We start from the raw sequence: 24,889 nt of genomic DNA on the forward strand, positions 1-24,889 counted from the left end.
CCGCATGACCGGCACCACGCCCACCCTGCTCTTCGACCTGTTCGGTGTCATCGCCCGCCACCAGTCCGCGGAAGGCAGGGACCGGCTGGCCCGAACGGCGGATGTCGACGCCCCGGCCTTCTGGGAGGCGTACTGGGCGCTGCGCCCGCCCTACGACCGCGGAGAGGTGACCGGCCCCGGCTACTGGCAACGGCTGGCCGACGCTCTCGACACCCGCTTCGACAGTCGCCGGATCACGGACCTCATCGAGGCCGATATCGCCAGCTGGAACGCGGTCGACGACGCCATGGTCGCCTTCGTGGAGGAACTCGCCGCATCCGGCCGCCGGATCGCGCTCCTGTCCAACATCCCCGAGGAGCTGGCCGCACACTACGAAACGCACCATCCCTGGCTCCGGCACTTCCCGGTCCGCGCCTTCTCGTGCCGTATCGGCCACGCCAAGCCTGAGCCGGATGCCTACCGGTGGTGCCTGAACGCCCTGCACGAGGAGCCGGATCGCATCCTCTTCGTCGACGACCGACAGGAAAACATCCAGGCCGCCGAGGCAACCGGCATACACGGTCACCTCTTCACCACAGCAGCCCGGCTCAGAGAGGCCCTCGCCTGGTGGGACGCCCGCCCCTCAGCGGGATGTTGACCGCATCGAGCGCGGGCCGTCGGGCTCCGACAGGGGCCGGCCACGGCTGGCGGGAAGACCGGCGTTGGGGGCTGGTGTTCCTGCCTCCACGGCGTTCAGAACACGTCAAGTACGGCCTTTCCTCGCACGCGTCGCGCGATGAGTGCCTCGGTCGCCTCTGCCGCCCGTGACCAGTCGCCGCGCCAGCCGACCTGCGGGTCGAGCTCCCCGCGTGCCACGAGGGAGGCGAGCCAGGACAGGTCGGTGCCGATCCCTGCCGCGTCGTCCAGCAGGAAGTAGGTGGCGAGGGTGCGGTTGTGCCGTCCCTCGTTTCCGAAGAGGGTGCCGAACTCGAAGTGCTCGCCCGCCCCGGAGGCGTGTCCCATCGCCACCAGCGTGCCGTGCGGCGCCAACGTGTCGTAGGCGGCGACCAGTTCGGACCCGCCGACGAGCTCGATCACCCCATGGACCGGCTCGATGGACGCCAGTCCCTCCGGACCGGTCACCACCTCGTCCGCCCCCAGAGCGCGCAGCACGTCTGCCTTGGATGGATCGCTGGTCGCCGCGATGACGTGCGCCCCACCGCGGGCCGCGAGTTGCACGGCGAACCTTCCCACACCACCCCCGGCGCCGGTCACCAGCACCCGGCGGCCAAGGATTGGCCCCAGGCGACGTAGTCCACGCAGCGCCGAGCCCGCCGCCACCGGCAGCGCGCTGACCGCGCCGAGGTCGGTGCCCTCTGGCACGGCGCCGATCCAGTCCGTGTCGACGGCCCGGAGCTCGGCCCAGGCTCCGTCGGCGCCGAGGGTGACTACGGGGGTTCCGGCCGCGGGTCCCGACCCGTCTGCCGCGGCCCGTAGGACCACACCTGCCGCGTCCCAGCCAGGCACCGTGCCCGCTTCGCCCCCGGGTATGGCGTGCGCGGCTTCTCCGTGGTTGAGGGAGAACGAGTGCACCCGTACCAGCGCCTGATGCGCCGCCGGCTGCGGTTCGGGCACCTCCCCGAGTGCGAGGTGTCCCGATGCCGAATGGTCAATGGTCAGTGCGCGCACGGCAGTTGCCTCCCAGGTCACGGCGAGCAAGATCGACGACGAGGGGATAGTGCCACTCAGTGGCATAAGCGTGCAAGTGGCAAAAGCGGTTGATAGGCTACGCGCATGGAGCAGGCATCCAAGCCAACGAACCCGCCGCAGTCACTGCGCGAGCGCAAGAAGCTGCGCACCCGTCAGGCCCTGGTCGACACCGCCCTGGAACTCTTCTCCCAAAGGGGATTCGCGGCGGTCACACTCGACGAGATCGTCGATGCCGTCGAAGTCTCCAAGCGCACCTTCTTCCGCGCCTTTGCCTCCAAGGAAGACCTCGCCCTCGCCCCTGAGAAGGAGCTGTGGGCCGCCTACCAAGAAGTGCTCGTCGACGCACAGTTGCCTGCCGACGACCTGCTCACCGCCTTCGAGAACGCCCTCTTCACCGCCGTCGAGACCATGGCCGACGGCTGGGAGCACCGCTTCCTGGTCAGCCGCGCCCTCGCCGACCGCACCCCCACCCTGGCTGCACACAGCCTCCGCCACTGCGCAGAGGTCTCCGCCGCCATCGTCAACACCGTCGGGGACCGCCTCGGCACCCCCGCGGCCGACCGCGCGCGGCTCCGGCTCCTCCTCGACCTCTTCGTGGCTGCCTGGCACCGCGCCCTGGAGAACTGGTCGGTGCCGCACGCCACCACCCAGGACCGCGAGGCACTCGCCACGCACATGCGCGCAGCGTTCGCCCTGATCCCAGGTGTCGCAGCCATGGTCCGCGATCACACCTGCTGAGGATCTCGGCGCGTGGCGACGTCACGGCGGGGCCGGGATGAGTCCTGTCTCGGCGACGAATCCGTCGAGTAGGCCCGGTCGGTACCGCCCGTGCAGCCACGGCCCGGGCTACCGGAACCCGGCGGCCCGGGCTCTGCCCCTCACCGTCCGATGAAGCTCACTGTTTCTGCCATGTCCGCCCGGCCGGTACGCAGCCGTGGCGCGCCTTCCTTCTCGAATCCCACGGAGACACCGCAGAACAGCACGAGCCCGTCATCAGCTCCGACGATGTCGCTGACGGTCTTGCGATACACCGTCCACATCACCTGGGGGCAGCTGTGCAACCCTTCCGCCCGCAGCAACAGCATGACCGTCTGCAGGTACATCCCCGCGTCCGCCCACTGCCCGGGTCCCATCGTCCGGTCGAGGTAGCAGAACAGTACGACCGGCGCCCCGAACGCCGCCGAGTTCAAGGCGGCGATCTTCATGGGCCTGTCAGGGTCGTCGCGCTCGATTCCCAGCGCCTTGTACCGCTGGGCGGCCGCAGCGGAGAAGCGGTCCCGATAGGGCGCGGTCAGTTCGGCCGGGTACATCGGATACTCCCGCTCATCCCCCGGGTCTCCGGCCAGTGCCCGGGCTGTCGCGCGCCTCTTCAGTTCAGCCAAGGGCCCGCCGGTCACGACATACACATGCCACGGCTGGAGGTTGCCACTCGACGGAGCCCGCGCCGCCGCAGCCAGCACTCCTTCGAGTATCTCCATGGACACCGGCTCATCGCTGAAGGCCCGCACGGCCCGGCGACTGGCCACGGCCTCATACACATCCACGTCTGCTCATCCCCTCACTCACCACACACCACCTCTACCGTGGTCACCCTGCACAGACTGCCTGGCCATACGGTCAAGGATGTCGCCGCCTACGTCGAACTCGCCCGTCGAATGGCGGGATCCAGCTGGTACGGGCCGGAGCTTGGCAATCGGTTGAGGAAGAGCGTTCGTGGGTGCGGCCGGCGACGAGCCGGGTGAACGAGACGGTCACGCATCCCGGGGGGAGATTTGCCCCGACTGGCCTCAGCCGACCGCCTTCTTGACGAGCGTGCTGATGCGCTGTTCGTCGGCCGCGGTCAGCTCCTTCAGGGCGTACGCGGCCGGCCACATGGTGCCGTCGTCGAGCGCCGCCTGGTCGCTGAATCCGAGCGTGGCGTACCTGGACTTGAACTTCTGCGCGCTCTGGAAGTGGCAGATGACCTTGCCGTCCCTGGCGTAGGCGGGCATCCCGTACCAGAGCTTGGGCGTGAGGTCCGGGGCGGCAGCCTTGACGATGGCGTGGATGCGTTCGGCGAGGACCCGGTCCGCCTCCGGCATCTCCGCGATCTTGGCGAGCACATCCCGCTCCGCTGCCGCCTCCTTCTCCGCCCGCGAACCGCGCCGCGCCGCCGTCTTCTTCTGCTCCTGCGCGTGCTCCTTCATCGCGGCCCGCTCCTCGGCGGTGAATCCGTTGTCCTGCTCGGCGGCCGTGCCGGAGTTCTCGGCAGGCGACTTGGTGTGCTGCATGGCAGATTTCCTCTCGTTTTGGGGATGATGAGGCAGGTTGGGCGGGAGTTCGGAGCCGGGAGTCAGGACGGTGCACACGCCGCGGACGGCGCGAGGGGCAGCGAGCCTGTGGCATCGGCACGGTCGGCCGTCGCTTCCACCGCGAGGCGCCGGAACGCCCCGGGCGCCATGCCGACCAACTCGGTGAAGCGGGTGCTGAACGTACCCGGCGACGCGGAGCCGACCGCGCAGCAGACCTCGGTGACGCTGAGGTCGCCGCGCCGCAGCAGCGCCGTGGCCCGCTCGATGCGACACGTCATCAGGTACGCGTACGGCGACTGGCCGTAGGCGGCCCGGAACTGCCGGCTGAGGTGCCCGGCCGACATGTTCACCTCGACGGCGAGCGCCTCCACATTCAGCGGCTGCGCGTACTCCCTGTCGATTCGGTCGCGGACGCGGCGCAGCCGCGCAAAATCGGTCAGACGCTGCGCCTCCACGCGTGCACGTCGCCACTCGGGCAGACACATGAAGCAATCCCCCTTCTTTCCTCTTCCATCGACGCTCACGAGCCCCTGGGGCCTGCCAAGACAGACACCCCAGTGTCGTGCGGCAGGGAGCTCGTGTGAATCGTGATGTCCATGACGAGCAGGCTAGAAGCGGCTTGTTGTCCCGCGCTTCTCGATTCCTGATCGACCGGCCACGCCGGGACGTTCATGTGGGGTGAGGTGGGGGTGCTGCTGAGCACGGCGCACCATTCGGCGGCGAAGGCCGAAAACGCTCAGGCTTGACGCCCCGAGCTCGACGGCCACGGGCCGCCATGGCCGTGGGTACTCAGGGAGTCTGGGGCCGGGCAAGTCGCCAGTCCCCGGAATGGCCAGGTGGGAGCGCCAGGTCACGGCGGACGGCGGCGTAGTACCCCTCACGGGCCGTGCGTTGGCGCTGAAGCATGGTGGACCAGGATTCCGGGCTATGAGTCCGGTCGCGCAGGAACCCTTCCATCTCCATCACCACGACGACCCATTCGCGGGCTTTCTGCACCACATCCGGGGTGCCGAGCATCAACAGTGCCTCCCCGGCGGGGTCCCGGGCATCAGTGGCATCGGCCAGGTGAGGCGCCGCTTCCTCGGGTGACAGGGGGTGCGGGTGAGGGTCGTTGCCCAGGTGTGCCGCGATCCGGTATGCCAGGGTGACACTTTTCTTCAGCGACCTGGCGTAGTCGGCGTAGGCCGTCAGTCGTCGCTCTTCCCAACGGGCCGCCTGCTCACGACGGAAGCGGGCTTGGTCGCCGCGCGTGCTGGCCAAGTACGATCCCAGGGCTCCAATTACCACACCGATCAGTGCGGGGAGCTGTTGTATGAACGCCGACATGGCCACACGGTATATCGCCGCGGCAGAGCCGTAATCAGCCGCCGTGGGCCGACTGCCGTCCTCGCAAACTGTCCAACGAGCAGTCCCGGACGGGGAATGGCAGCGAACGGCCCCACGCTGTTAGTCCCTCTCAGCCGCATGCTGCGCGCCGAGCAGCCCAAGGGTGGCGGTGACGGTGCTGAGCAGCGAGTCGGCGTCGGCCCCATTGCGGGAGCGGACGTTCACCCCATAAGCGAGGAGAACCAGGCCCTCGGCAGCGGCCTCGACTGAGACTCCTGGAGCCAACTGCCCCTGCTCGCGCGCATTTTGGAGGGCGTCGTGCATGGCGTCCCGCAGTTGCCGATGGTGCTCGTCGAGCAGGGTGCGAATCTCGGGATCGGTGTGATCGGCGTCAGTATGAGCGTTGACGAGCATGCAGCCCCAGCCCGCGTGCTCGCCCGAGCAGCGCGCCGTGATCAGTGCGCTGAAGAACTCCCGGATGGCCGGCAGCCCACGGCCGTCCTCCGTAAGCCACCTTTGCGCCGGCCGCGCGCGGTGGTGGACGTAGCGGCGCAGGGTGGCCAGGTAGAGCTCTCGTTTCCCGCCGAACGTGGCGTAGAGGCTTGAGCGGTTGAGGCCCGTCGCGACGGTGACCGCCTGGATCGATGCCTTGGCGGCGCCGTGCTGCCAGAAGAGTCGCTCGGCGCGTTCGAGTGCGTTGTCGGGGTCGAAGTGCTTGATGTCGGGCATGCGTTACTGCTCTCCGGTCCTGGAATGTTCGTTTCAGGATAGCCCTTGACGCGGACGCCACTACCCGATCATTGTGGTCAACGCCCCATCCTGGAACGAGCGTTCCGGGTTTTTCCGGAGAGAGGATCCTGGACATGAGCCTTCGTGATGAGCTTCAGGAGCTGTTCGAGACCAAGCACCACAAGCTTTCCGCGGACGCGCTGGAGATCATGGATCGTGGCGCGCGAGAACTCGCCGCAACCGGCATGGCGGGACGTGCAGTTGGCGTGGGCGCCCAGGCTCCGCGGTTCACGCTCCCCTCAGCCACAGGGAGGGAGGTCACGCTGGACAGCCTGCTTGCGGACGGGCCTGTGGTGCTGACCTTCTACCGCGGCGCGTGGTGCCCGTACTGCAACCTCGCCCTCCGCGCGCTGCAGCAGCACCACGATGCAATAGCTGCCTGTGGTGCACGACTGGTGGCCATCTCGCCCCAGATCCCCGACGAGTCGCTTTCCCTCATCGAGAAGGAGCAGCTCGCCTTCGAGGTCCTGAGCGATGACGGCTCCGAGGTGGCCAAGGCGTTCGGCATCGCCTTCGACCTCTCGGAGGAACTCGGCGACCTCTACGACCAACTCGGCTTCGACCTGCAGCGCGTCAACAGCAGCAATGCCCGCACGCTGCCGCTGCCCGCCACCTACGTCATCGACCGGACCGGCGTCATCCGGTGGGCATTCGTGTCGACCGACTACACCGTGCGAGCCGAACCGTCCGACATCGTGTCTGCGCTCAACTCGCTGACGTGACGTGACCGGCCGGCAGCCGGCCGGCCCGGCCTCCAGTAGAAGGCGCACACAGCCGGCAACAGTGCGGCCACAGCGGCGCTGCTTTCACTGGATGCACCCGCCCGTGTCGCTGCTGATCAGACGCCCCAGGGGTGGAGCGACCCGACTGCCCGTTCCGGGTCGCCCCATGGGCTGCTGGCTACTCCTCGTCGAGTGGCCTCACGAATTCCAGGGTCCACGTCTCTTGGAACTCGGGCGCGGGCTTGACGAGTTCGATCTGTGCGCCGCGGTGACCGGAGCGCAGGGCGAGACCGTTACCCGAAAGGATCTTGACCCCGCCGATCACCCTCTCGAACGTGAACTGTGCCCATTCGTCGCGCGGAACGCTGTTGACCCAGAGCCTGTCCTCGGGGGTCACGAGTCCAGCTCCCTCGTGATAGGCGAGGTGGATCACATACGGAGCCCCTGGCACGGGCTCAGTGGGTTCGATGGTCCATTCCTGCTCGATGGGCAGGGGGTTCAGCCGGTCGGTGATGACCGGGGCGCCGTTCTTCGTGGCGTACTCGGTGGCTGTTACCAGGGAGGTCGGGCCGATGATGTGGGCGTGGATCTTGTAGATGCCTGGCTTAACAGGGATCGGAGCCATGTGCAGGGCTTCCTGTCTCTTGCGGCCTCCACCGTTGGCATGTCGCCACCGGTGCAGGTCTCACCATCAGGGACGGCCCAGACATCGTAAAAGACAAGAAACTGCCAAATTGGTTACGGCTCAGACCAATCGGACACTATCGCGATGTCAGCGCTGACCTGCGAATCTCCATGCGCATCGCAGAATTCGCCTGAGCCAGGCCCGGCATCACCAAGAATGGTCATCTAACGGACTCGGCGGCCTGCGGCGAGCACGAGGAAACCTGTTCCCTCCCTCCAGCTGAACGAGCAGCTGCGCGAGGCCACCGCGGACGGCGACCCCCGCGCCCCGCTCACAGCCGTGGCCCGCGGCCATGGATGTCTCCTGCGTGCTCATGGAAGATGACCCACCCCGCCCCCTCAGCGCCGGGCCAGCGACAGCACGCTCAGGCCGAACATCAAGACGCCCAGGGGGAGATGGACCGACGGGACGTGCGCGATGCCGAGCACGACCTGGACCGAGGCGAGGGCGAGGAAACCGGAGGCATGCCAGACAGGCCGGGGCGAGCCGCCGCCCGGCTTCCACGCCAGGACCGCCGCGAGCACGTACAGCATCGACGCCCCGTACATCACACGGGCTCCGACACTGTGCAGCGTCTCGCCGTAGGACGAGGTCAGCAACAGGCCGGCGGAGACCGCCTGAACGAAGATGGTCAGGGTCTGCAGGGCGATCACGATCCGCAGGAACGAGGAGCCGCGCTGTGCGTTCGCCGCCGCCGTCGCCGTTACCTGAGTGGCCATGTCACGGTCCCCTTTTCCGCCCTCGGGCAGTAGATCGGTAAGGTCTCACCAACCCGACGACGCGGGCCTGCGAAAGGTAAGGCGAGGGGGCGGCCGGAAGCATGGGGACTGTCGGGACCAGCGCAGACGAGGTAATCGGCGAGCGACGCCAACTGATCAATGTCGCTTACCGGTTGCTCGGTTCGGTGACCGAGGCCGAGGACGCCGTACAGGATGCCTACACACGCTGGTACGGGTTGCCGCGCAGCCGGCAGGAGGAGATCTTGTCCCCCGGCGCCTGGCTGACGACGGTGACCAGCCGGATCTGCCTGGACCTGCTCGGCTCGGCGCGGGCCCGCCGTGAACGCTATGTCGGCGCGTGGCTGCCCGAGCCGCTGCCCGACCGCACCGAGTGGGACCCCGCGGGCGGCGCCAACCCCGCCGGCCCTCCGGACCCCGCCGACCAGATCGTCCGGGACGAGTCGGTGGCCATGGCCTTCCTCGTCGTCCTGGAGTCGATGACGCCCGCCGAGCGGGTGGCGTTCGTCCTGCACGACGTCTTCCGTTACCCGTTCGCCGAGATCGCCGACGTCCTCGACCGGACCCCTGCGGCCTGCAAACAGCTGGCGGCCTCTGCCCGGCGGCGGGTGGGCGCCGCGAGCGTTCCGGTGACGGCGACCGGCCAGGCAGACGTGGTGAGGCACGTCAAAGAGGCCTGGGAGAACAAGGACATCGCAGCCCTCGTCGGTCTCCTCAACCCGGCCGCCGTGATGACCGCCGACGGTGGCGGCATGGTCGGCACCGTCCTGCACCCGGTCGAGGGCGGCGCGCGCATCGCCCAGTACATGGTCGCCATTGCCGACAAGACTCCCGGGCTCGAACTCCTGGAGCGATCGGTCAACGGCGTGCCGGGCCTGGTGGCCCGGCGTGCCGGCGTCGTCGTGACCGTGGCCTCGTTCGACGTCTCCGCCGGGCGCGTCACCCGGATCTGGGCGGTCCGCAACCCGGAGAAGCTGCGGCCGTGGGCGCGGGAGGGATAGCTGGTGTCCTGAGTGGGAGATTCGTCGTTGGTTGGGTACAGCCGTCCTGGACCGAGGTTCCCGCCGGGGGCGGACGTGCCTGGCGCTTGAGTGCGTGGGCGCGTGAGTCGGCGTGGGAGCGTTCCGCCCCGACGGTGCGGGTAAGACGGTTGGCCTTGGCGTCGAGTGGCGGCTCTGGGGCACTGGTATGTCAGTGGCGCCGGTTGCGTTTCTGGGCATGACAAGTTGGATCAACTGCGGCGTCATAGCATGGGTTGGACGGGGCTGTCCTTGCCGACGAAATGGGTCCGAACTCCCCGAACACCCGGTACGCCTGAAGCAGTTGGCCCCAGAACAGTCGCACGGCATCGGGTCGTAGGAGGCGTGCCGGTAGTCGCCCGCGGACGGGATCGCCGAGTCCACCTCGTTGGGCTGCGGGTATATGCGCGTCCGAATGCCCAGCAATCCCAGTGCCCCCATGGTCTCGGCGTAGAACTGGGCTACCGGTTTGGGCTCCAGCGCCAGCTCGCGGCGGCTTCCGTCACCGACACGGTCGCACAGCCTTCGTCCGATGGCCTGGCGTTACCGTGACCGGCGATGCGTCGGCTGCCGAACCGGGTAGGGATTTCCTGCATTCACAGCGACGAAACCCGAGTGAGGGCTGACCACAGCTTCACGGGAAGTATGGACATGATCAGTAGGAGAACTCTCGGGAAGGCCGTCGGCCGGGGAGTGGCCGCGGTTTCGGCGGCTGTCCTTTCACCGGCCTGTTCCAGGGCCGTGTCCAGCGCCCACAACCAGGCTTCGCCGGCGGCCGACCGCAGAAGGAAGAACCCGGCGACGGAACCGTCTTTCGGCCCGTTGAAGCAGGTCAGGGCCGGCGTCCTGAATGTGGGATACGCGGAAGCGGGCCCGGCCCGCGGCCCCGCAGTCATTCTTCTGCACGGCTGGCCCTACGACATCCATAGCTACGTTAGGGTCGCGCCATTACTCGCGGCCAGGGGATACCGGGTCATCGTCCCGTACCTGCGTGGCTACGGCACGACGCGTTTCCTGTCGGGCAAGACGTTCCGGAACGCCCAGCAGTCGGTATTCGCGCTCGACATCATCGCATTGATGGATGCTTTGCGGATCGACAAGGCAATTCTTGCCGGTTACGACTGGGGATCGCGGACCGCGGACATCATTGCCGCCTTGTGGCCGGAACGGGTAAAGGGGCTGGTATCCGTGAGCGGATATCTGATCACGAACCGTGCGGCCAACAAGAAGCCGCTGCCGCCGAAGCTCGAATGGGCATGGTGGTATCAGTACTACTTCGCCACAGAAAGAGGACGGCTCGGCCTCGAGCAGAACCGGAGCGAATTGGCAAAGCTGGTGTGGAAATTCAATTCTCCGACCTGGAATTTCGATGAAGCCACGTTCGATCGCACCGCGGCATCATTCAGCAATCCGGATTATGTCAGCATCGTGATCCATAACTACCGCTGGCGGCTGAGCCTGGCCGAGGGGGATCCGCGCTATGACGATCTCGAACGACGCCTCGCCGAGAGCCCTGTGATCACCGTGCCCACGATCACCCTGGACGGCGGGACCGACCCCTTCACGCCCGCGGGTGGCGGCTCGTCCTATCGCGACAAGTTCAGTGGTCGATATGCGCACCGGACTTTGCGGGGCATCGGACACAATGTGCCTCAGGAAGCACCTGAGGCCTTCGCTCAGGCCGTCGTGGACGTCGATGGGTTTCGCGAGACCGAGCGGCAGCCATCGAAGTGAGGATGACCAGCTCGGTGAGGCGCCGGAGGTGTCCGCGGCTCATTCATCGGAGAGAAAGAGGTCCGACGACGTCTGCAGGGCCGGCTTCTTCTTGATGAAGCTGACCGGGACTCACTCTCGTGACATGGCCACCATCGCGGCCGAGTTCTCCACCGCTCTGGACCGTGCCGTGAGTCACCCACGCGGCCAGCCGTGGATTCCGGCCCGGCGGACCGTCAAGGCACCCTGTCTCTGGTCCGCACCACGGGACGTGATTACCGGAGGCTTACGGTGAACTCCACAGCGGCCCCCGACGCGGCCTGCCCTGGTTTCCTGGGCGCGTGATGGGGGTGGCCGCCGGGTCGCCCCGCACCGCACCTCAGGAGGCCCCTGTGCCGGACCGTTTTCGGCTGTCCCGTCGTACCCTCGCACCCACCCTCATCGTCCTGCTGCTCGCCGCCGGCTTCGGGCTCGCCCTCTTCCAACCGTGGAAGGCGTTCACCAACACCACCGTGAACGAGGCGCCACCGAGCGCCTCCGCAACCGCGATGAAGAAGCCGGACACCTCCACCGCCCAGCCGTCAGAACCCCAGTACCTCGCCCAGGGGCACTTCGTCGCGCATGAGCACGCCACGAGCGGTACCGCCCGCACCGTGCGGCTGACGGACGGCGGCCAGGTACTGCGGCTGGAGGACCTAAAGACCTCGGAAGGACCCGATGTACGTGTCTACCTCTCGACCCGGGACGCCGACGAGGTGAAGACGGGACTCGGCGACGGGGCGGTCGAGCTGGGGAAGCTCAAGGGCAACCTCGGCAACCAGAACTATGCCGTCCCGAACGGCACGGACCTGTCGAAGTTCCGCTCCGCCGTGATCTGGTGCGCGAGGTTCTCGGTCTCCTTCGGCGCCGCCAATCTCTCTTCGGCTGCGAACTGACGCCGTGGGCAACCCACCTCGGATGCCTGGTCCCTGACCGCACCCGGCCACCGTGTCCTCGTCGTCGCGGCCGTGGGCGCGGGAGGGAGAGCGTCAGAAGATCTCAGCCCGCAACAGGGCTAGTGGGGCAGCGCGTTCGCGAAGGCGAGCACCTCCTTGTTGTAGCGGTCCGGATCGCTCATGTAGAGGCCGTGGCCGGCGCCATCGATCACGACGAGCTCCGAGTCGGGAAGCAGCGCATGGGTCCTGCGCCCGGTCTGCTCGATCGGGGCCGAGCGGTCGGCATCCCCCTGGATGACCAGGGCGGGCACCGTGATCGCGGTGAGTTCCGTGCGCAGGTCCGCATTGATGCATGTCGTGTTCGTCGACAGCAGGACCTGAAGAGGGGTGTCGACGAACTGTCGGCTGGTCCAGTCGCTCAGCCCGGCCGATACCTGGTAGCCGGGTCCGAACCACTCGGTGCCGGAGGTGGCCGCGACGAAGGCCCCGATGTCGCGACGCATGAGCGTGCGGGCGGTCTCGGCCGCTGCCGCCGAGACGGGGCCTTCGGGATTGTCGTCCGTGCGGAGCAGGAACGGTGTGGTGGGCGCGCTCAGGACGACTCCCCTGACGCGCTCGTCTCCCCCACGTGTCAGGCAACGGACCGCCTCGGCCGCGCCCATGGAGTGTCCGACCAGTACGACGTCGCGCAGCTCCAGGTGGGCGAGCAGGTCGGCCAGGTCGTCGGCGAGGCGGTCGAGGTGGTAGCCCTGTCCGGGCACGTCGGAGCGCCCGTGGCCGCGCCGGTCGTAGACCACGCAGCGCATGCCGGCGGCGATGACGGCGGGGACCTGGTAGTTCCACATCCCGCTGTTGAACGCCCAGGCATGGGCGAACACGACAGTGCGGCCGTCGGCCGGACCCGCCTCCGCGTAGAAGAGCCGGGTTCCGTCGGTGGTGTCGAAGTAGGGCATGACTGAGGTCCTCTCACAGCTACAGGTCTGCTGGAACTCGGCCATCGTGTGGCCGCCGTGGACCGCAATGCGAATACCTGAGAGGTACTCGTTTCCCGCGCATGCGCCGGATACCGTCGTGGTTTGTGACCACTGTGACCGTCGGAGACCTGATTCGTCGGCGACGGGACCTGGCCCGCCGCAGCCAGATGGATCTGGCACACGAAATCGGGATCTCGCCTCGTCATCTGAGCTTTGTCGAGCTGGGCAAGTCGAAGCCCAGCCCCCAGGTGATCACGGCCATTGCCAGGCACCTCGACCTGCCACTGCGTGAGCGGAACGACTGGCTGCTGGCGGCCGGTTACGCTCCCCACTTCCCGGAGACGCCACTGACCGATCCGGCGCTGTCCGGGATCCGCGCCTCATTGCAGACGCTCCTGAACGCGCACGACCCGTTTCCCGGTGCCGCGATCGACGGGCAGTGGAATGTGCGGCTCACCAACGAGGCCGGGCGTCGGCTGATCTCCGGCATCCCGGAAGAGGTACGCGGCATGCCGACCAACCTCTTCCGCACCGCACTGCATCCCGACGGTCTGGCCCGCCGTACGCGCAACTTCTCCCCATGGTCAGCCCACTTGCTGCGCCGGCTCGACCGGGCCGTTGTGCGGACTCAGGACACCGTCCTCGCCGCGTTGGCCGATGAGATCGCCACCTGGCCGGACATCCCCGACCGTCGCGGCTGGAGCCGACTGTCCCCCGACGGCGCAGACGACCCGGTGCTGTCCTGGCAGGTGGAAATCGACGGTGCGGAGCTGTCATTGTTCACCATGATGGGCACATTCGGGACCCCCATGGACGTCACCCTGTCCGAGCTGTCCGTCGAGCTCTTCTTCCCTGCCGACGAGGCAACCGAGACGGCTCTGCGCCGGCGGGCCAAGCGCAGCTGAGACGTACGGGATTGAGGGCTCAGAGGCTGCCGCTCTGCGACGGCGAGTGCGGGGGCTTGGCGGGCACCACCACTTGGGCGGGCCTGCGCAGCCAGACACTCTCGCCGGACTTCGTGACCGTCAGCCCCATGTCACCGGCCGATGGACGGTCATGCCTGTCCCACTCGCTCCATGCCGCCTCAACGTCAGCCCACAAGCCGCGGTCCCCGAACTCGCTGACCGTACCGTCAGCGTCCGCGATGGCTCCCGATCCTCGACCGTCGGTCACCCACACGCGCAGGTTCCCGTCTTCCCGCCCTTCGACGAGGGTGACTCCTGGGAGTCGGGCGCCCGCGTACAACGCGAATCCGGGGTTGATCGTCTCCTGGGGCAGGACGGCCACGGACCGGGACCTGGGCGAGGAGGTGTCCGGGGTGGCGCCGGCGGCGCCGCGGTGTGAGCGCATCGGCATGTAGGTTGCCGTGCCCGCGAACGGTCCGGACGCGGTGCCGTCCTCGTCCACCGTGAGGCAGAACAAGGCACCGCACCAGAAGTCGCCAACCCTGGGCGCCACCAGAAGCCCACCAGGGAGTAGCTGCTCGACCAGTTCATACGGGACGTGCCGCAGTGCGCAGGTGGCGATGATCCGGTCGTACGGGGCGCCGGCTGGATGGCCGTGCTCCCCATCACCGACCACCAAGGTGGGGGCGTGGCCCCGGCGGTTCAGGTTCTCCGCGGCCGCGACCGAGAGAGCCCGATCGATCTCCACACTGGTGACGTTCCCATCGCCGCACCGGCCGCAGAGCAGGTCGGCCACCTGCCCCGTGGCCGTGCCGATCTCCAGCACCCTGGCGCCGTCATGCACGTTCAGCAGACCGAGCATCCGGGCAACCATGGACGGCATGCTGTTCGACGACGTGGCGATGCCTGGGCCACCCTCCCGTCCGTCATCCAGCTGTGTCACCACGGGCTCGTCGCTGTGGATGAGAGCCCATCGGTCCTGCTCTGAGGTGATCAACTCGCATCGCTCCGGCAATTGCCGCCAGATGCGCTCGGGAATGAACTCGTGCCGAGGCGTCCGCTCCCACACCTCTCGCCATGCGGGGCTCAACAGGCCGCGCTCGTGCAGCTGTTGGACAAGCTCGGCGTGCCCCCGTTGGGAGTCGGCCATCGGCTATGCCACCTTGGGGCGGTCGCCGTCCGGGGACGGCGGCGTGGGCGGCGGCGTCCACGGCTTGTCCGAGGGCTGGCCCGCGTGCTTCCCGTCCTCCGTGATCCGCAAGTGCACGTCTCCTCCTTCACGTCGGGAACTTGCTTTCTACCCGGCCGCACCGAGCTGTGCGGGCAAAATCTTGATGCGGCCGAATCGGGCTGCTCGGGTGCCGGCTGCTCCCCCGGGGCCGTGGGACCACGGAAGTACTCCCACGGGCCTGCGGCGGTGCGGAAGTGCGGAGGTGCGGGAGTGCGGAAATGCGGAGGTGCGGAAGTTCAAGCAAGGTCCGTGGGGTCGGTGTTTGCTCCGCACAGCACCACTGCGACCGTCTCACCGGGCTGCGGGGTGTAGGCACCGGAGGACAGGGCAGCCAACGCCGTTGCCGCGGCATGCTCCACCGCCAGGCGCCGGTGACCCCACAGCGCCCGCCGGGCGGCGACGATCTGGTCGTCGGTCACCAGGACGGAACGCACGTCACCGGCCCCGGCGGCATGGAGCGCCATACGGGAGGCACGGCGGGCGCCGAGAGAATCAGCGGCCACGGAGGACACCTCCACATCCACCACCTCACCGGCCGCGACAGCAGCGTTCAGGGCACGGCAGTTCTCCGGCTCCACAGCGACGACCCGAACGCCATGGTGCGCGGCAGCCGCGGCGACACCGGCGAAGAGGCCACCACCACCGACAGCGACCACGATCGTGTCCACGAAAGGGCCGCCGGGACGGCTGTAGATGTCCTCCAGAATGGTCCCCGCGCCGGCCGCGATGAGGGGGTTGTCGTACGCGTGGGACGGCAGCGCTCCCGTCGTGTCGGCGTGCTGGGCGGCCGCTTCGGCGGCGTGGTGGTACTCGGTCCCGGTGAGCTTGACCGTCGCGCCGTACGCCCGCAGTCGATCCACTTTCACCGCGGGCGCGGTCTCCGGCAGGAACACCGTCGCCTCGACGCCGCAGCGCGCAGCGGCCCATGCGCAGGCAAGGCCGGCGTTACCGCCGCTGGCGATGACCACCCCGGCCTCCGGCATCGTCCGCTCGTCGATATGAGCGGCGGTGAAGTTCGCGGCCCCACGTGCCTTGAACGAGCCGGTGTGCTGCATGAATTCCAGCGCGAGCCACACTTCCGCCTCGCCGAAGGCGCCCGGGTCGACAGGCGCCAGGGCCAGGGGCCTGACGGTGCCACGGATGCGTTCAGCGGCTTGGAGTACGTCTTTGTGGTCGAGGTGATCGGTCAAGGTCAGCTCCAGTGGACGAGACGGCCGGTCGACGTGAGGTGCGGGCGGCGGACCGCGGCCGCGCCGGGGAAGAACGCGAACACGATGCGCCGGCCGCCGGGGTGGGGTTCGACAGCGTGAAGGTTGGTCGGTTGAACGTAAGTGCCTCGCCCACCTTTGGGGCAAGCGGAGTCCAGGTACCCGTCGATCACAGCCGGGCGGTATCCGTACGCCTCGCGGTGAGCTTCGCCGGGAGTAGACGCTGGTGAGGCGAGGCCCGCCCCATCCTGGCCGGTCAGGGGGGAGCACGCCGGTGGCGCAGAACACCGCGGTCAGCGCGATCCTGGGCCAGCCCAGGGCGTCCCCAGGGCGTCCTGGGGGCCGGGGCGCTCCGCGGGGTCTGGTACGGCGGGGCGGCTCGGCCCACGCATTCACTCGTTGGATGGATCGCTCGATACGCGGGGTTCGCCGGGCGGCGGCATGGCGAGCCCGGGGCAGTGATCCATCGGTGCCGGGCCCGGGGCCGCGGATCTGATCACCGTGCGAGGCCGGGAACTGCTCCGGGCCGCCGACGTGGTGCCAGCGAGGGGGCGCAGGGATGGGTTCCGGCTGGCCGGGCGAGAGCAATGGCCAGCACTTCGGCCCACGTTTTCGAGCTTTCGTTCGATTTTACGGCGAGTCGACCCGCGTCAGCCGACTCCGACCCGCCAGAGCGCTATGCCCTCTTTGCGTAGATATTCTGTGAAATGTGATCGAGTCTGGACGGCCGCGGCTCCGTCGTCGCCAAGGCCGGGGGAGGCTTGTGCGGCTGTCGCCGGTGATCCTGACCGTCGTCATCGCCAGCCTGGCATATGCCACTCCCCCGGACGTGGCCTTCAGTCGCCTCCTGCCCGCCGCGCCGGCCCTCGCCGCCGCTATGTGGCCGGTCCTCCCCACCATCCTGCTGGGGACGGTCTGCCTTCTCCTGATGATCGGCCTCAGCCTCGTGTTCCCCGGGCTGGGGACGTGGTGGACGGCTGGGGGGATCATCGCGGTCACCGTGGCGGCCGCGTACGGAAGTCATGTCCGGCTCCAGCGGGAGCGGACCCTCTTTCAGGTGCGGCTCGTCGCCGACGCCGCGCAACAGGTGGTGCTGAGTCCGATGCCCCGCCGCTTCGGGAGCGTCGAGATCGAGTCGCTGTATCTCGCGGCCGCGGCGGAAGCCCGTATCGGCGGAGACTTCTACGAGGTGGTCGACACGCGATACGGGGTCAGGCTGCTCATCGGCGATGTGCGGGGCAAGGGCCTGCCGGCAGTGGGGGCGGCCGCGGCGATCGTCAACGCCTTCCGGGAGGCGGCCTACGGCGAGGCCGACATGGTCAGCGTCGCGCGCCGGCTGGACGCCAGCAGCACCCGTTACAACGCCGCCTTTCCCCCCGAGGGACCGATGGAGCGCTTCGCCACCGCCCTTCTGGTCGAGATCCCGCACGGGGGCGGGCGCATCGAGATCCTCAACTGCGGACACCCCCCACCGCTGCTCCTGCACCGCGGGGGACTCCGCACCCTGGAACCCACCTCCCCCTCGCCGCTGCTCAACCTCGCGGAGCTGATCGGCGATCACTACACCATCGATACCTTCGACTTCACCCCCGGCGACCTGCTGCTTCTCTATACCGACGGGGTCGCCGAGGCCCGCGCCCGCGACGGGGAGTTCTTCCCGCTGGCGGCCTGGATGCGCCGACAGCCCCCGATGCCGCCCCACGAACTGCTCACGGCTCTTCACCGCGACCTCCTCGACTACAGCCGAGGACGCCTGGACGACGACATCGCCGCCCTCGCAGTGCGCCTGCGCGAACCCTCGGAGTAAGCCCGGCCCATATCGCGACCCTATGCCGCCTCCACCGGTGTGTACGGCCGGTGGCCTCCCCCGGACGGGCTCGCCGCGTTCCGCAGAGAAGCCTTCAGCCGAGCTGCTCGGCCAGTCCGACGATGATGCCCTCGGGGCCGCGGACGTAACACAGCCGATAGACGTCCTCGTACCGCTCCAGCTCGCCGACGAGCTCGGCGCCGTGGGTGCGCAGGCGGGCAAGGACGTCCTCGATGTCGTCGACGGCGAACATGATGCGACGAATACCCAGCGTGTTCACCGGCGCGTCCTTCGGCTCGGCGGTGATGGCCTTCGGCCTGTGGAATTTCGCCAGCTCAACTCGGCCGTGACCATTCGGGACCCGCAGCATGGCGACGTCCTGCCGGACGTCGTCCAGCCCGATGATGCGCTCCGCCCAACGCCCCTCGAGCGGCCCCTTGCCCTCCAGCTCCATGCCGAGTTCGACGAAGAACGCAATAACAGCGTCCAGGTCATCGACGACGATGAGGACATTGTCCATCCGCTGAATCGCCATGCCAGGTCTCCTTGGTGTGGTACGGCCATGGTTGCCGCATCTGCCGCTGCGACGGAGCACGTAGTGCTGCGCCCACCGTCGGCAGACGCCGTGTCGGCACCGGGTCTCCGGCTCGGATCACTGGGTGGAGATCTTGTGGACCGTGGTGTCGTCGGGGTTCAGCCGTCGCCCGTCCTCGGACAGTACTTCCAGTGCGCGCAGGCGATGTCCCTTTTGACGGTCGACCAGCTGTGAGTGCGGTTCGCCGGGGGCGAAGAAGTTCTGTTCGCCCCACTGCCGCAGCGCCACGATGACGGGGAAGAGCGCCTTGCCCTTCGGGGTCAGTACGTACTCGCGGTAGGCGCTGCCGTCCGAGGCGGGGACGGATTCGAGGACACCGCCGGCGACCAGGGTCCGCAGACGCGCGGCGAGGATGTTCTTGGCCACGCCGAGGCTGCGCTGGAACTCCCCGAAGCGTCGGCTCCCGTCGAAGGCGTCCCGCACGATCAGCAGGGACCACCAGTCGCCGATCGCGTCCACCGACCGTGCGACGGGGCATTCACTGTCATCGAAGCGCGTCCTGGTCACCATGGCGTCCCTCACTCTCACGACGGTTGCAACATGCTACCAAGAAGGCTACCGTCACCGAGCACTGCTGGTAGCAAGTTGAAACCGGATATGCGGAGGAGTGCTCATGCCCGGCAACCGTGAGGCTGTGACACGACGGACCGAGGCCAGAAGGGCCAGAAGGGCCAGACGCGGGGAAGGTTCCGCGTTCGTCCTGTCCCGTGGCGTTGTCGTCCTGTTAGCCGTCGCCTGCGGGACCTCAGTGGCCAACGTCTACTTCTCCCAGCCGCTCCTGGTCACCATCGGCCACGAGCTCGCCATGAGCCCGGCACTCGTCGGCAGCGTGGTCACCCTCACGCATGTCGGATACGGGCTGGGACTCTTCTTCCTCGTGCCGCTGGGCGACGTGGCCGACCGCAGACGGCTCATCGTGGCCCAGTTGCTGCTCCTGGCGATGGCACTGACCGTGGTAGCCGCCGCCCACACGGCGGCGATCCTGCTCGCGGGCATGGCCGCGACGGGACTTCTCGCGGTCGTCACGCAGACGCTGGTGGCCTTCGCCGCATCGCTGGCCCCTGCCGCCGAGCGCGGACGGGTCGTCGGTCTGGTCACCAGCGGAGTGGTCATCGGAATCCTGCTCGCCCGCACCGCATCCGGCCTCATGGCCGATCTCGCGGGCTGGCGCTCCATCTACCTCGCCTCGGCCTCGCTCACCACCGCACTCGCCCTGGTCCTGTACCGAGTGCTGCCGCGCCACAGTGCCACTCCGCCGACACCCCTGCGCTACGCACAGCTCCTGCGCTCCACCATCACCCTGTTCGCGCGGGAACAACTGCTACGGCTCCGGGCCCTGTTCGGTCTGCTGATCTTCGCCGCCTTCAGCACCCTGTGGAGCAGCGTCGCGCTACCGCTCAGCGAGGCCCCGTACTTCCTGCCCCACAGTGCGATCGGGGCGCTGGGACTGATCGGTGTCGCCGGCGCCCTGGCCGCAACCGTGGCAGGCCGCCTGAACGACCGCGGACTCTCCCGGCGGACCACCGGCATCGCCCTGGCACTCCTCGCCGCCTCGTGGCTGCCCTTGGCCTTCACCCGCAGCTCACTCTGGGCCCTCGTCGTCGGGGTGATCCTCCTCGACCTCGCCGTGCAGGCGGTCCATGTCACCAACCAGACCCTGATCTACGCGCTGCACCCGGACGCGGGCAGCCGGCTGATCGGCGGATACATGGTCTTCTACTCGATCGGCAGCGCCACCGGCGCCATCGCCGCGACCTCCCTCTACACGGTGGCCGGCTGGGGCGCCGTATGCGCACTGGGCGCCACGTTCAGCTGCCTCGGGCTCGTGCTGTGGGCGTTCACACGACACAGCACCCCGGCCCCTGCCGCCAAGGTGACCCCTCACAGCGAAGCCTGAGCGTTCTCGCCGAACACCGAGTGACCAGTCGGGTCGACTCGATTTCTGGGACGTGAGTGACGCGGCCCTGGCCGGTGCGGACGCTGGCCGGCTCGACGACCATGTGGTGAAACCCGCAGTCCAGGCCCTGTTCGGTCGATCTTGCCCGGCAAGATCGACCGAACAGGGCCTGGGCTCAGCTCACTTGCACTGGCCGGTGTGCGGCCCGTTCACGGTGTTGCCCGACTGCCGCAGGGTGGGAGCGTTGCCCGCGCAGCGCAGCGGCGCCCCGACCTGGTTGTCCTCGAACTCGGGGACGAGGTCTTCAGGCAGCAGGCCGCTGCCACTGTTGTCGCTGATGCGTGTACCGTCCGGATCCCCTCTCTCGCACATTCTTCCGGTCGCCTATTTTCCGGACACTGGGGGCCTATCACGAAATCCCAAGGGGATTCCGGGAGTTCTGGTGGTGTCGGCGGGACGCCCGTGGATAAAATATCGCGCGCTGCTCGCGATGGCGGTCGGTGAGGTCGGCGGTGGGGGCGAGGGCACCGTGATTGAGTGGCGAGAACACACCACACAGGACCGTCCCACCCGAGGCCCTGAACGCGCGTTCGCTTTTCCTGGCCTGCGACGCTTACAACTCGCCCGTAATATCCCCGAACGAACATCACAAGGCGGCCCACGCAACAGCAGTGGGCCGTTTTCCTTTTCCGTGGTGTTCACGCCCGGCGTCCGAGCCTAGAGCCACGAAGTGGACGTGCAGCGAGAAGCGGGTGCTGCGTTTTCCCGACAAGAGAAGTGTGGAGTGTGATGCCATGAACCGAGTCGGCAGAGACCCTCGCCGGTCGGCCTGGAGGCTTGCGGAGCCGCTGGCGCGCGTGGGGTTATCCGTTCTCTTACTGGCAGGCGGCGCCGTGGGAGCGACGGCTGGACCGGCCGCCGCTTCGACCGCCGACGGCACGCTGACGGTTGAGGTACTGCGCGACTTCTTCGGTACCGGCGTGATCAACGCGACGATGGACGTGCCGCAGCGGGGCATGAAGGTGAAGGTCTCCGACCCCGCTGGGCACGAAATCACCGGCCTCACGGATACCACCGGAAAAGTCGTGGTGTCGCGGTCGACCGTGCTGAGCGGCGGCCAATACCGCGTCGACGTCAGCATCCCGGCACCGTACAGCGACTATCTGCGGGCGGCGCCTGCCTCGACGGCGGAGAACCACTTCGACAGCTTCACGTCGTTCGTGGATGTGTCGGACGGAAAGAACACCTCCGTGGTGACGGGGGTGTGGGATCCGGCCGACTACACGCTGCCGGACTCACGGTATTTCGTACCGGTCCAGAATGGCGCCAACGGAACCGACACCCGGGCATTGGTGGCGTTCGGGACCAAGACCCGAGGCACGTGTCCCACCGATGTGTCGTGTCCGGCCACGCTGGCCACGCAGGCCCAGGTGGGCACGACGTTCGGGTTGGCGTACGACAAGTACCGGAGCCGGCTGTTCCAGAGCGCGTTCGCCCGCCGGTACGCCCCGTACGGGCCGAAGGGCGCCGGCGCGATCTATACGGTGCCGGTCAGCGGCTCGGGTGCGCCGGAGCTGTTCGCGCAGGTGCCGGACGCCGCGGTGACGCGGCACGACACCGCCAACATGATCAAGGATCCCGGGTTCACCGACGCGCCGGGCAAGGAGAGCATCGGTGGCCTGGCCCTGTCGGCGGACGGCGCCACGCTGTACGCGGTGAACCTGCGGACCCGCAGCCTGGTGAGCTTCGACGCGACAGGAGCCACCGCCGCGGCGCCCAGGTCGACGGTCCCGATCCCGGACCCGGGGTGCGCGAGCCCCGACGACTGGCGGCCGTTCGGTCTCCAGGTCCACAACAACACGCTGTACGTCGGCGGCGTGTGCAGCGCGGAGAGCACGCACCAGCGCGCGGACCTGAAAGCCTTCGTCTCCTCCACCTACGACGGCAAGCGGTTCAGCACGGTGCTGAGCCACCCGCTCACGGACCAACGCGGCAGCGTCTTCGGTTCCGGCGACAAGGCCACCCACTGGAACCCGTGGAACACCGGCCTGGACACGTGGGACGACCGGAAGGCGGGCGGGGTCTTCATCGATCCGCAGCCGGAGCTGGCCTCCCTCGCCTTCGCCCGCGACGGCTCGATGATCCTGGGTTTCCGCGACCGGTTCATGGACGTGCTCAGTTGGGGAGGGCTGGACCCCCGCCCGGGGAACGACACCGCGGAAAGCGGCATGTCCGGTGGTGACATCACCATGGTCTGCGCCACTCCCACCGGTGAATTCCAGTGGGAAGGCACCGGGAGCTGCCCCAACCACGCCACCCCTGCCAACAGTGGCGGCCAGGCCGCCGATGTCGTCGAATACTTCCCGGGCGACTATTACGCCAACGCGCACCAGGAGACCGCGTTGGGGTCGGTTGCCTATATCCCGCAGCAGCAGTGGGTCGTCAGCACGGAGTTCGACCCGGTCGTCAACGTCGCGACCTCAGGCACCGGGTACCACGACATCACGACCGGTCAGGGCCCGGGCAACAACCCGACCGCCAACGGGTTCCAGTTCGTCAGCGGGGCACAAGGCGGGTTCGGCAAGGCCGGCGGGCTCGGTGACATCGCGTACGCGGCGGCGAACGCGCCGATCCAGATCGGCAACGTCGTGTGGTTCGACGGCGACCACAACGGAATCCAGGACCCGGGGCACGTGCTGCTGCCGGGGGCGACGATCAACCTGCTGGACGCGGACGGCAAACAGGTCGCCACGACCAAGACCAATGCCGCCGGCGAGTATTACTTCGGTGGTGTCGGCGCCGCGTACGAGCTCACGCCGGGCGCGAAGTACACGGTGCAGTTCGACGTGTGCACCGCGGACACCAGCAAGGTTCCCGATCAGCCCCCGGCAAGCGAGCTGCGGTTCACGCTCCCCCGAGCCGGTGCCAACCGTGCGCATGACTCCAATGTGACGCCGCCGACCACCGGGCGGTTGTGCAACGGCTACGCGCCTGTCACGGCGCCTGGCAAGCCGGGCGGCGTCGATCACACGATCGACGCCGGGGTGTACCTCCCGAAGGCAACACCGACCCCAACACCGACCCCAACCCCCACTCCGACCCCAACCCCGACCCCGACCCCAACCCCAACCCCGACGCCGAGCCCGACCTCGCCACCGGCCTCTACGCCGCCGTCACCCGCGCCACCTGCCAACCCGGCCCCGTCCGGTGGGGGCACGGGTTCACTGGCGCACACCGGTATGGCCGGGCTGCCGGAGATGATCGCCCTGGTCGGTCTGCTGGTGGGTGCGGGCCTCGTCATCGCGTTCATGAGCCGGAAGCATCGCGCCCGGAAACACTGAGAAACGCTGAACGAACCGAACAACAGGGATCTGCCTGCCCGCGGTCCGAATGACGCGGTCGGGCAGATCACGTCTCGGCCGGTCCACGAGGGCCGGCCTTGGCGTCGTCTGCCACTGGACTGCCGAGTACCGCCGCGACCACACGGCGGCCGAGCAGTGTGGTGATCGAGAGGATGAATCGGAAGAGTGGGTGAATCAGAAGAGTGTCAGCGTCGAGCCGCGTGCGGAGCGTGAGAACCCAGCAAGCTCTACCGGGCCGTGCGGCTGACCGGCGCCGATGGCTGCGGCCACGCTGGGCGGCAGCCGTCATCGGCACAGCGGCCGTCGCGGTGGCCACAGCGGCCGTGTTCCTTCTCGCCGGCGGCGGCACCGGCTCCAGCGGTCCGCGCGCGCTGAGTTCGGATGAGGCGAACCGGCTGGCGATCACACGGTTCCGCAACTACCAGGCGCACGGCCGCGCGGTGACGATCACTGTGCCTGGCACCGCCGGCGGGCTGACCGTCACCGGGTCCGTCGATTACCAAGGCAAGCTCGCTTACGGCGTGGTGCACGGCACCGGGCGCGACACATCCAGCGACGGGCTGATCGAGTGGACGGCCACCTCGGTGTCCGTCCGCCCGATGGCGAATGCCCCGGCGCACGCCCCCGCGTCGCCGCCCCGCTCGGGCTGGTACAGCCGTCCGTTGCTGTCGTCCGGCAGCGCGCTGGACAGTTCGCTGGCCATCGCCCTCAAGCTCGCCAACGACCGGCCGGACAACGCCCAACTGCTGCCGCAGAACGGTGCCGCCTGGTGGGGACGAGACAAGGTGGACGGGCATCCGGTGGACGTCATGACCGGGCCGTCCTCCCCTGTCCGCGCCGGCACGGCGGGCAACGTGCGCTACTGGGTCGGCTCGGACGGCACGATGTACCGGGTCCGCGTCAGCGTGGGTTCCGAGTCGCGGCCGGTGGTCATCGATTTCGACACCCAGAAGTACGTTCCGGTCAAGCCGGTCCCCGGAGTCACCCCGCCCCGGTAGCCGCTG

The 24,889-nt window shown here is 68.4% G+C and carries 25 protein-coding genes and 1 pseudogene; 11 read left to right on the forward strand and 15 right to left on the reverse strand.

Translation table 11 applies throughout. From position 1 onward, the window contains the following. Positions 1-4: 4 nt before the first annotated feature. Positions 5-637: an HAD family hydrolase gene (locus tag V2J85_RS00320; protein WP_330820245.1), complete on the forward strand. Its 633-nt coding sequence runs from the start codon at positions 5-7 to the stop codon at positions 635-637. Between the two features lie 95 nt (positions 638-732). On the opposite strand, the gene V2J85_RS00325 is transcribed toward V2J85_RS00320, so the two are convergent. Further along, positions 733-1,668: a zinc-binding dehydrogenase gene (locus V2J85_RS00325; protein ID WP_330820246.1), complete on the reverse strand. Its 936-nt coding sequence runs from the start codon at positions 1,666-1,668 to the stop codon at positions 733-735. A 105-nt stretch (positions 1,669-1,773) separates the two neighbouring features. Here V2J85_RS00325 and V2J85_RS00330 point away from each other — a divergent pair, with 105 nt between their 5' ends. After that, the gene (locus tag V2J85_RS00330) at positions 1,774-2,427 is read left to right on the forward strand and encodes a TetR/AcrR family transcriptional regulator (protein ID WP_261953711.1); all 654 of its coding nucleotides are present in this window, start codon (positions 1,774-1,776) and stop codon (positions 2,425-2,427) included. Positions 2,428-2,567: 140 nt separating this feature from the next. Here V2J85_RS00330 and V2J85_RS00335 read toward each other — a convergent pair whose 3' ends face one another. The 5 genes from V2J85_RS00335 to V2J85_RS00355 all read right to left on the reverse strand — a co-directional run bounded on the left by V2J85_RS00335 (position 2,568) and on the right by V2J85_RS00355 (position 6,035). Then, on the reverse strand, positions 2,568-3,233 hold the full coding sequence (locus tag V2J85_RS00335; protein ID WP_261953710.1) for a nitroreductase: 666 nt from the start codon (positions 3,231-3,233) through the stop codon (positions 2,568-2,570). Positions 3,234-3,476: 243 nt separating this feature from the next. Beyond that, positions 3,477-3,959: an iron chaperone gene (locus V2J85_RS00340; protein WP_330820247.1), complete on the reverse strand. Its 483-nt coding sequence runs from the start codon at positions 3,957-3,959 to the stop codon at positions 3,477-3,479. A 62-nt stretch (positions 3,960-4,021) separates the two neighbouring features. Next, positions 4,022-4,465 (reverse strand): helix-turn-helix transcriptional regulator, encoded by a 444-nt coding sequence (locus tag V2J85_RS00345; RefSeq protein ID WP_261953708.1) that lies wholly within the window; start codon positions 4,463-4,465, stop codon positions 4,022-4,024. Positions 4,466-4,769: 304 nt separating this feature from the next. Next, the gene (locus V2J85_RS00350; RefSeq protein ID WP_330820248.1) at positions 4,770-5,306 is read right to left on the reverse strand and encodes a hypothetical protein; all 537 of its coding nucleotides are present in this window, start codon (positions 5,304-5,306) and stop codon (positions 4,770-4,772) included. Between the two features lie 120 nt (positions 5,307-5,426). Next, positions 5,427-6,035, reverse strand: coding sequence for a TetR/AcrR family transcriptional regulator (locus V2J85_RS00355; RefSeq protein ID WP_330820249.1), 609 nt, complete (start codon positions 6,033-6,035; stop codon positions 5,427-5,429). A 134-nt stretch (positions 6,036-6,169) separates the two neighbouring features. Between V2J85_RS00355 and V2J85_RS00360 the strand changes: the two genes are divergently transcribed. Continuing rightward, entirely contained in the window at positions 6,170-6,817 is a 648-nt protein-coding gene (locus V2J85_RS00360; RefSeq protein WP_330820250.1) for a peroxiredoxin-like family protein, read from the forward strand. A 178-nt stretch (positions 6,818-6,995) separates the two neighbouring features. Here the strand turns inward: V2J85_RS00360 and V2J85_RS00365 are convergent, their stop codons facing one another. Both V2J85_RS00365 and V2J85_RS00370 read right to left on the reverse strand, forming a co-directional pair. Then, positions 6,996-7,442: a hypothetical protein gene (locus tag V2J85_RS00365; RefSeq protein WP_261953704.1), complete on the reverse strand. Its 447-nt coding sequence runs from the start codon at positions 7,440-7,442 to the stop codon at positions 6,996-6,998. Positions 7,443-7,840: 398 nt separating this feature from the next. Next, on the reverse strand, positions 7,841-8,221 hold the full coding sequence (locus V2J85_RS00370) for a hypothetical protein (RefSeq protein WP_330820251.1): 381 nt from the start codon (positions 8,219-8,221) through the stop codon (positions 7,841-7,843). A gap of 101 nt (positions 8,222-8,322) precedes the next feature. On the opposite strand from V2J85_RS00370, the gene sigJ reads away from it, so the two are divergent. Next, positions 8,323-9,240, forward strand: coding sequence for an RNA polymerase sigma factor SigJ (gene sigJ, locus V2J85_RS00375; RefSeq protein WP_330820252.1), 918 nt, complete (start codon positions 8,323-8,325; stop codon positions 9,238-9,240). Between the two features lie 408 nt (positions 9,241-9,648). Here the strand turns inward: sigJ and V2J85_RS00380 are convergent. Beyond that, positions 9,649-9,792, reverse strand: a pseudogene (locus V2J85_RS00380) (DUF5996 family protein); the annotation flags it as partial. 117 nt (positions 9,793-9,909) lie between these two features. Here V2J85_RS00380 and V2J85_RS00385 point away from each other — a divergent pair. Both V2J85_RS00385 and V2J85_RS00390 read left to right on the forward strand, forming a co-directional pair. Next, positions 9,910-10,992 (forward strand): alpha/beta fold hydrolase, encoded by a 1,083-nt coding sequence (locus V2J85_RS00385; protein ID WP_330820732.1) that lies wholly within the window; start codon positions 9,910-9,912, stop codon positions 10,990-10,992. Positions 10,993-11,363: 371 nt separating this feature from the next. Beyond that, positions 11,364-11,906, forward strand: a complete 543-nt coding sequence (locus V2J85_RS00390; protein ID WP_330820253.1) for a DM13 domain-containing protein — start codon at positions 11,364-11,366, stop codon at positions 11,904-11,906. Positions 11,907-12,025: 119 nt separating this feature from the next. Here V2J85_RS00390 and V2J85_RS00395 read toward each other — a convergent pair whose 3' ends face one another. Beyond that, on the reverse strand, positions 12,026-12,859 hold the full coding sequence (locus tag V2J85_RS00395) for an alpha/beta fold hydrolase (protein ID WP_330820254.1): 834 nt from the start codon (positions 12,857-12,859) through the stop codon (positions 12,026-12,028). A gap of 101 nt (positions 12,860-12,960) precedes the next feature. Here V2J85_RS00395 and V2J85_RS00400 point away from each other — a divergent pair, with 101 nt between their 5' ends. Then, the gene (locus V2J85_RS00400) at positions 12,961-13,785 is read left to right on the forward strand and encodes an MmyB family transcriptional regulator (protein ID WP_330820255.1); all 825 of its coding nucleotides are present in this window, start codon (positions 12,961-12,963) and stop codon (positions 13,783-13,785) included. 19 nt (positions 13,786-13,804) lie between these two features. Here V2J85_RS00400 and V2J85_RS00405 read toward each other — a convergent pair whose 3' ends face one another. Both V2J85_RS00405 and V2J85_RS00410 read right to left on the reverse strand, forming a co-directional pair. Further along, positions 13,805-14,854: a methyltransferase domain-containing protein gene (locus V2J85_RS00405; RefSeq protein WP_330820256.1), complete on the reverse strand. Its 1,050-nt coding sequence runs from the start codon at positions 14,852-14,854 to the stop codon at positions 13,805-13,807. A 398-nt stretch (positions 14,855-15,252) separates the two neighbouring features. Continuing rightward, positions 15,253-16,206 (reverse strand): serine/threonine dehydratase, encoded by a 954-nt coding sequence (locus V2J85_RS00410; RefSeq protein ID WP_261953697.1) that lies wholly within the window; start codon positions 16,204-16,206, stop codon positions 15,253-15,255. A gap of 781 nt (positions 16,207-16,987) precedes the next feature. Here V2J85_RS00410 and V2J85_RS00415 point away from each other — a divergent pair. Then, entirely contained in the window at positions 16,988-18,031 is a 1,044-nt protein-coding gene (locus V2J85_RS00415) for a PP2C family protein-serine/threonine phosphatase (RefSeq protein ID WP_261953696.1), read from the forward strand. 94 nt (positions 18,032-18,125) lie between these two features. Here V2J85_RS00415 and V2J85_RS00420 read toward each other — a convergent pair whose 3' ends face one another. Both V2J85_RS00420 and V2J85_RS00425 read right to left on the reverse strand, forming a co-directional pair. Next, positions 18,126-18,566 (reverse strand): VOC family protein, encoded by a 441-nt coding sequence (locus tag V2J85_RS00420; RefSeq protein WP_330820257.1) that lies wholly within the window; start codon positions 18,564-18,566, stop codon positions 18,126-18,128. A 117-nt stretch (positions 18,567-18,683) separates the two neighbouring features. Then, a complete protein-coding gene (locus tag V2J85_RS00425) occupies positions 18,684-19,136 on the reverse strand; it encodes a winged helix-turn-helix transcriptional regulator (protein WP_261953694.1) in 453 nt (150 codons plus the stop codon). A 103-nt stretch (positions 19,137-19,239) separates the two neighbouring features. Between V2J85_RS00425 and V2J85_RS00430 the strand changes: the two genes are divergently transcribed. Beyond that, positions 19,240-20,523 (forward strand): MFS transporter, encoded by a 1,284-nt coding sequence (locus V2J85_RS00430; RefSeq protein ID WP_419836718.1) that lies wholly within the window; start codon positions 19,240-19,242, stop codon positions 20,521-20,523. A gap of 180 nt (positions 20,524-20,703) precedes the next feature. Here the strand turns inward: V2J85_RS00430 and V2J85_RS00435 are convergent, their stop codons facing one another. Further along, positions 20,704-20,895: a hypothetical protein gene (locus V2J85_RS00435; protein WP_261953692.1), complete on the reverse strand. Its 192-nt coding sequence runs from the start codon at positions 20,893-20,895 to the stop codon at positions 20,704-20,706. Positions 20,896-21,317: 422 nt separating this feature from the next. Between V2J85_RS00435 and V2J85_RS00440 the strand changes: the two genes are divergently transcribed. Both V2J85_RS00440 and V2J85_RS00445 read left to right on the forward strand, forming a co-directional pair. Then, a complete protein-coding gene (locus tag V2J85_RS00440; RefSeq protein ID WP_330820260.1) occupies positions 21,318-23,864 on the forward strand; it encodes an SdrD B-like domain-containing protein in 2,547 nt (848 codons plus the stop codon). A 329-nt stretch (positions 23,865-24,193) separates the two neighbouring features. Further along, the gene (locus V2J85_RS00445; protein ID WP_330820261.1) at positions 24,194-24,883 is read left to right on the forward strand and encodes a hypothetical protein; all 690 of its coding nucleotides are present in this window, start codon (positions 24,194-24,196) and stop codon (positions 24,881-24,883) included. The last annotated feature ends 6 nt before the right edge of the window (positions 24,884-24,889 follow it).

This window comes from Streptomyces bugieae, assembly GCF_036352915.1.
GTDB lineage: Bacteria > Actinomycetota > Actinomycetes > Streptomycetales > Streptomycetaceae > Streptomyces > Streptomyces endophytica.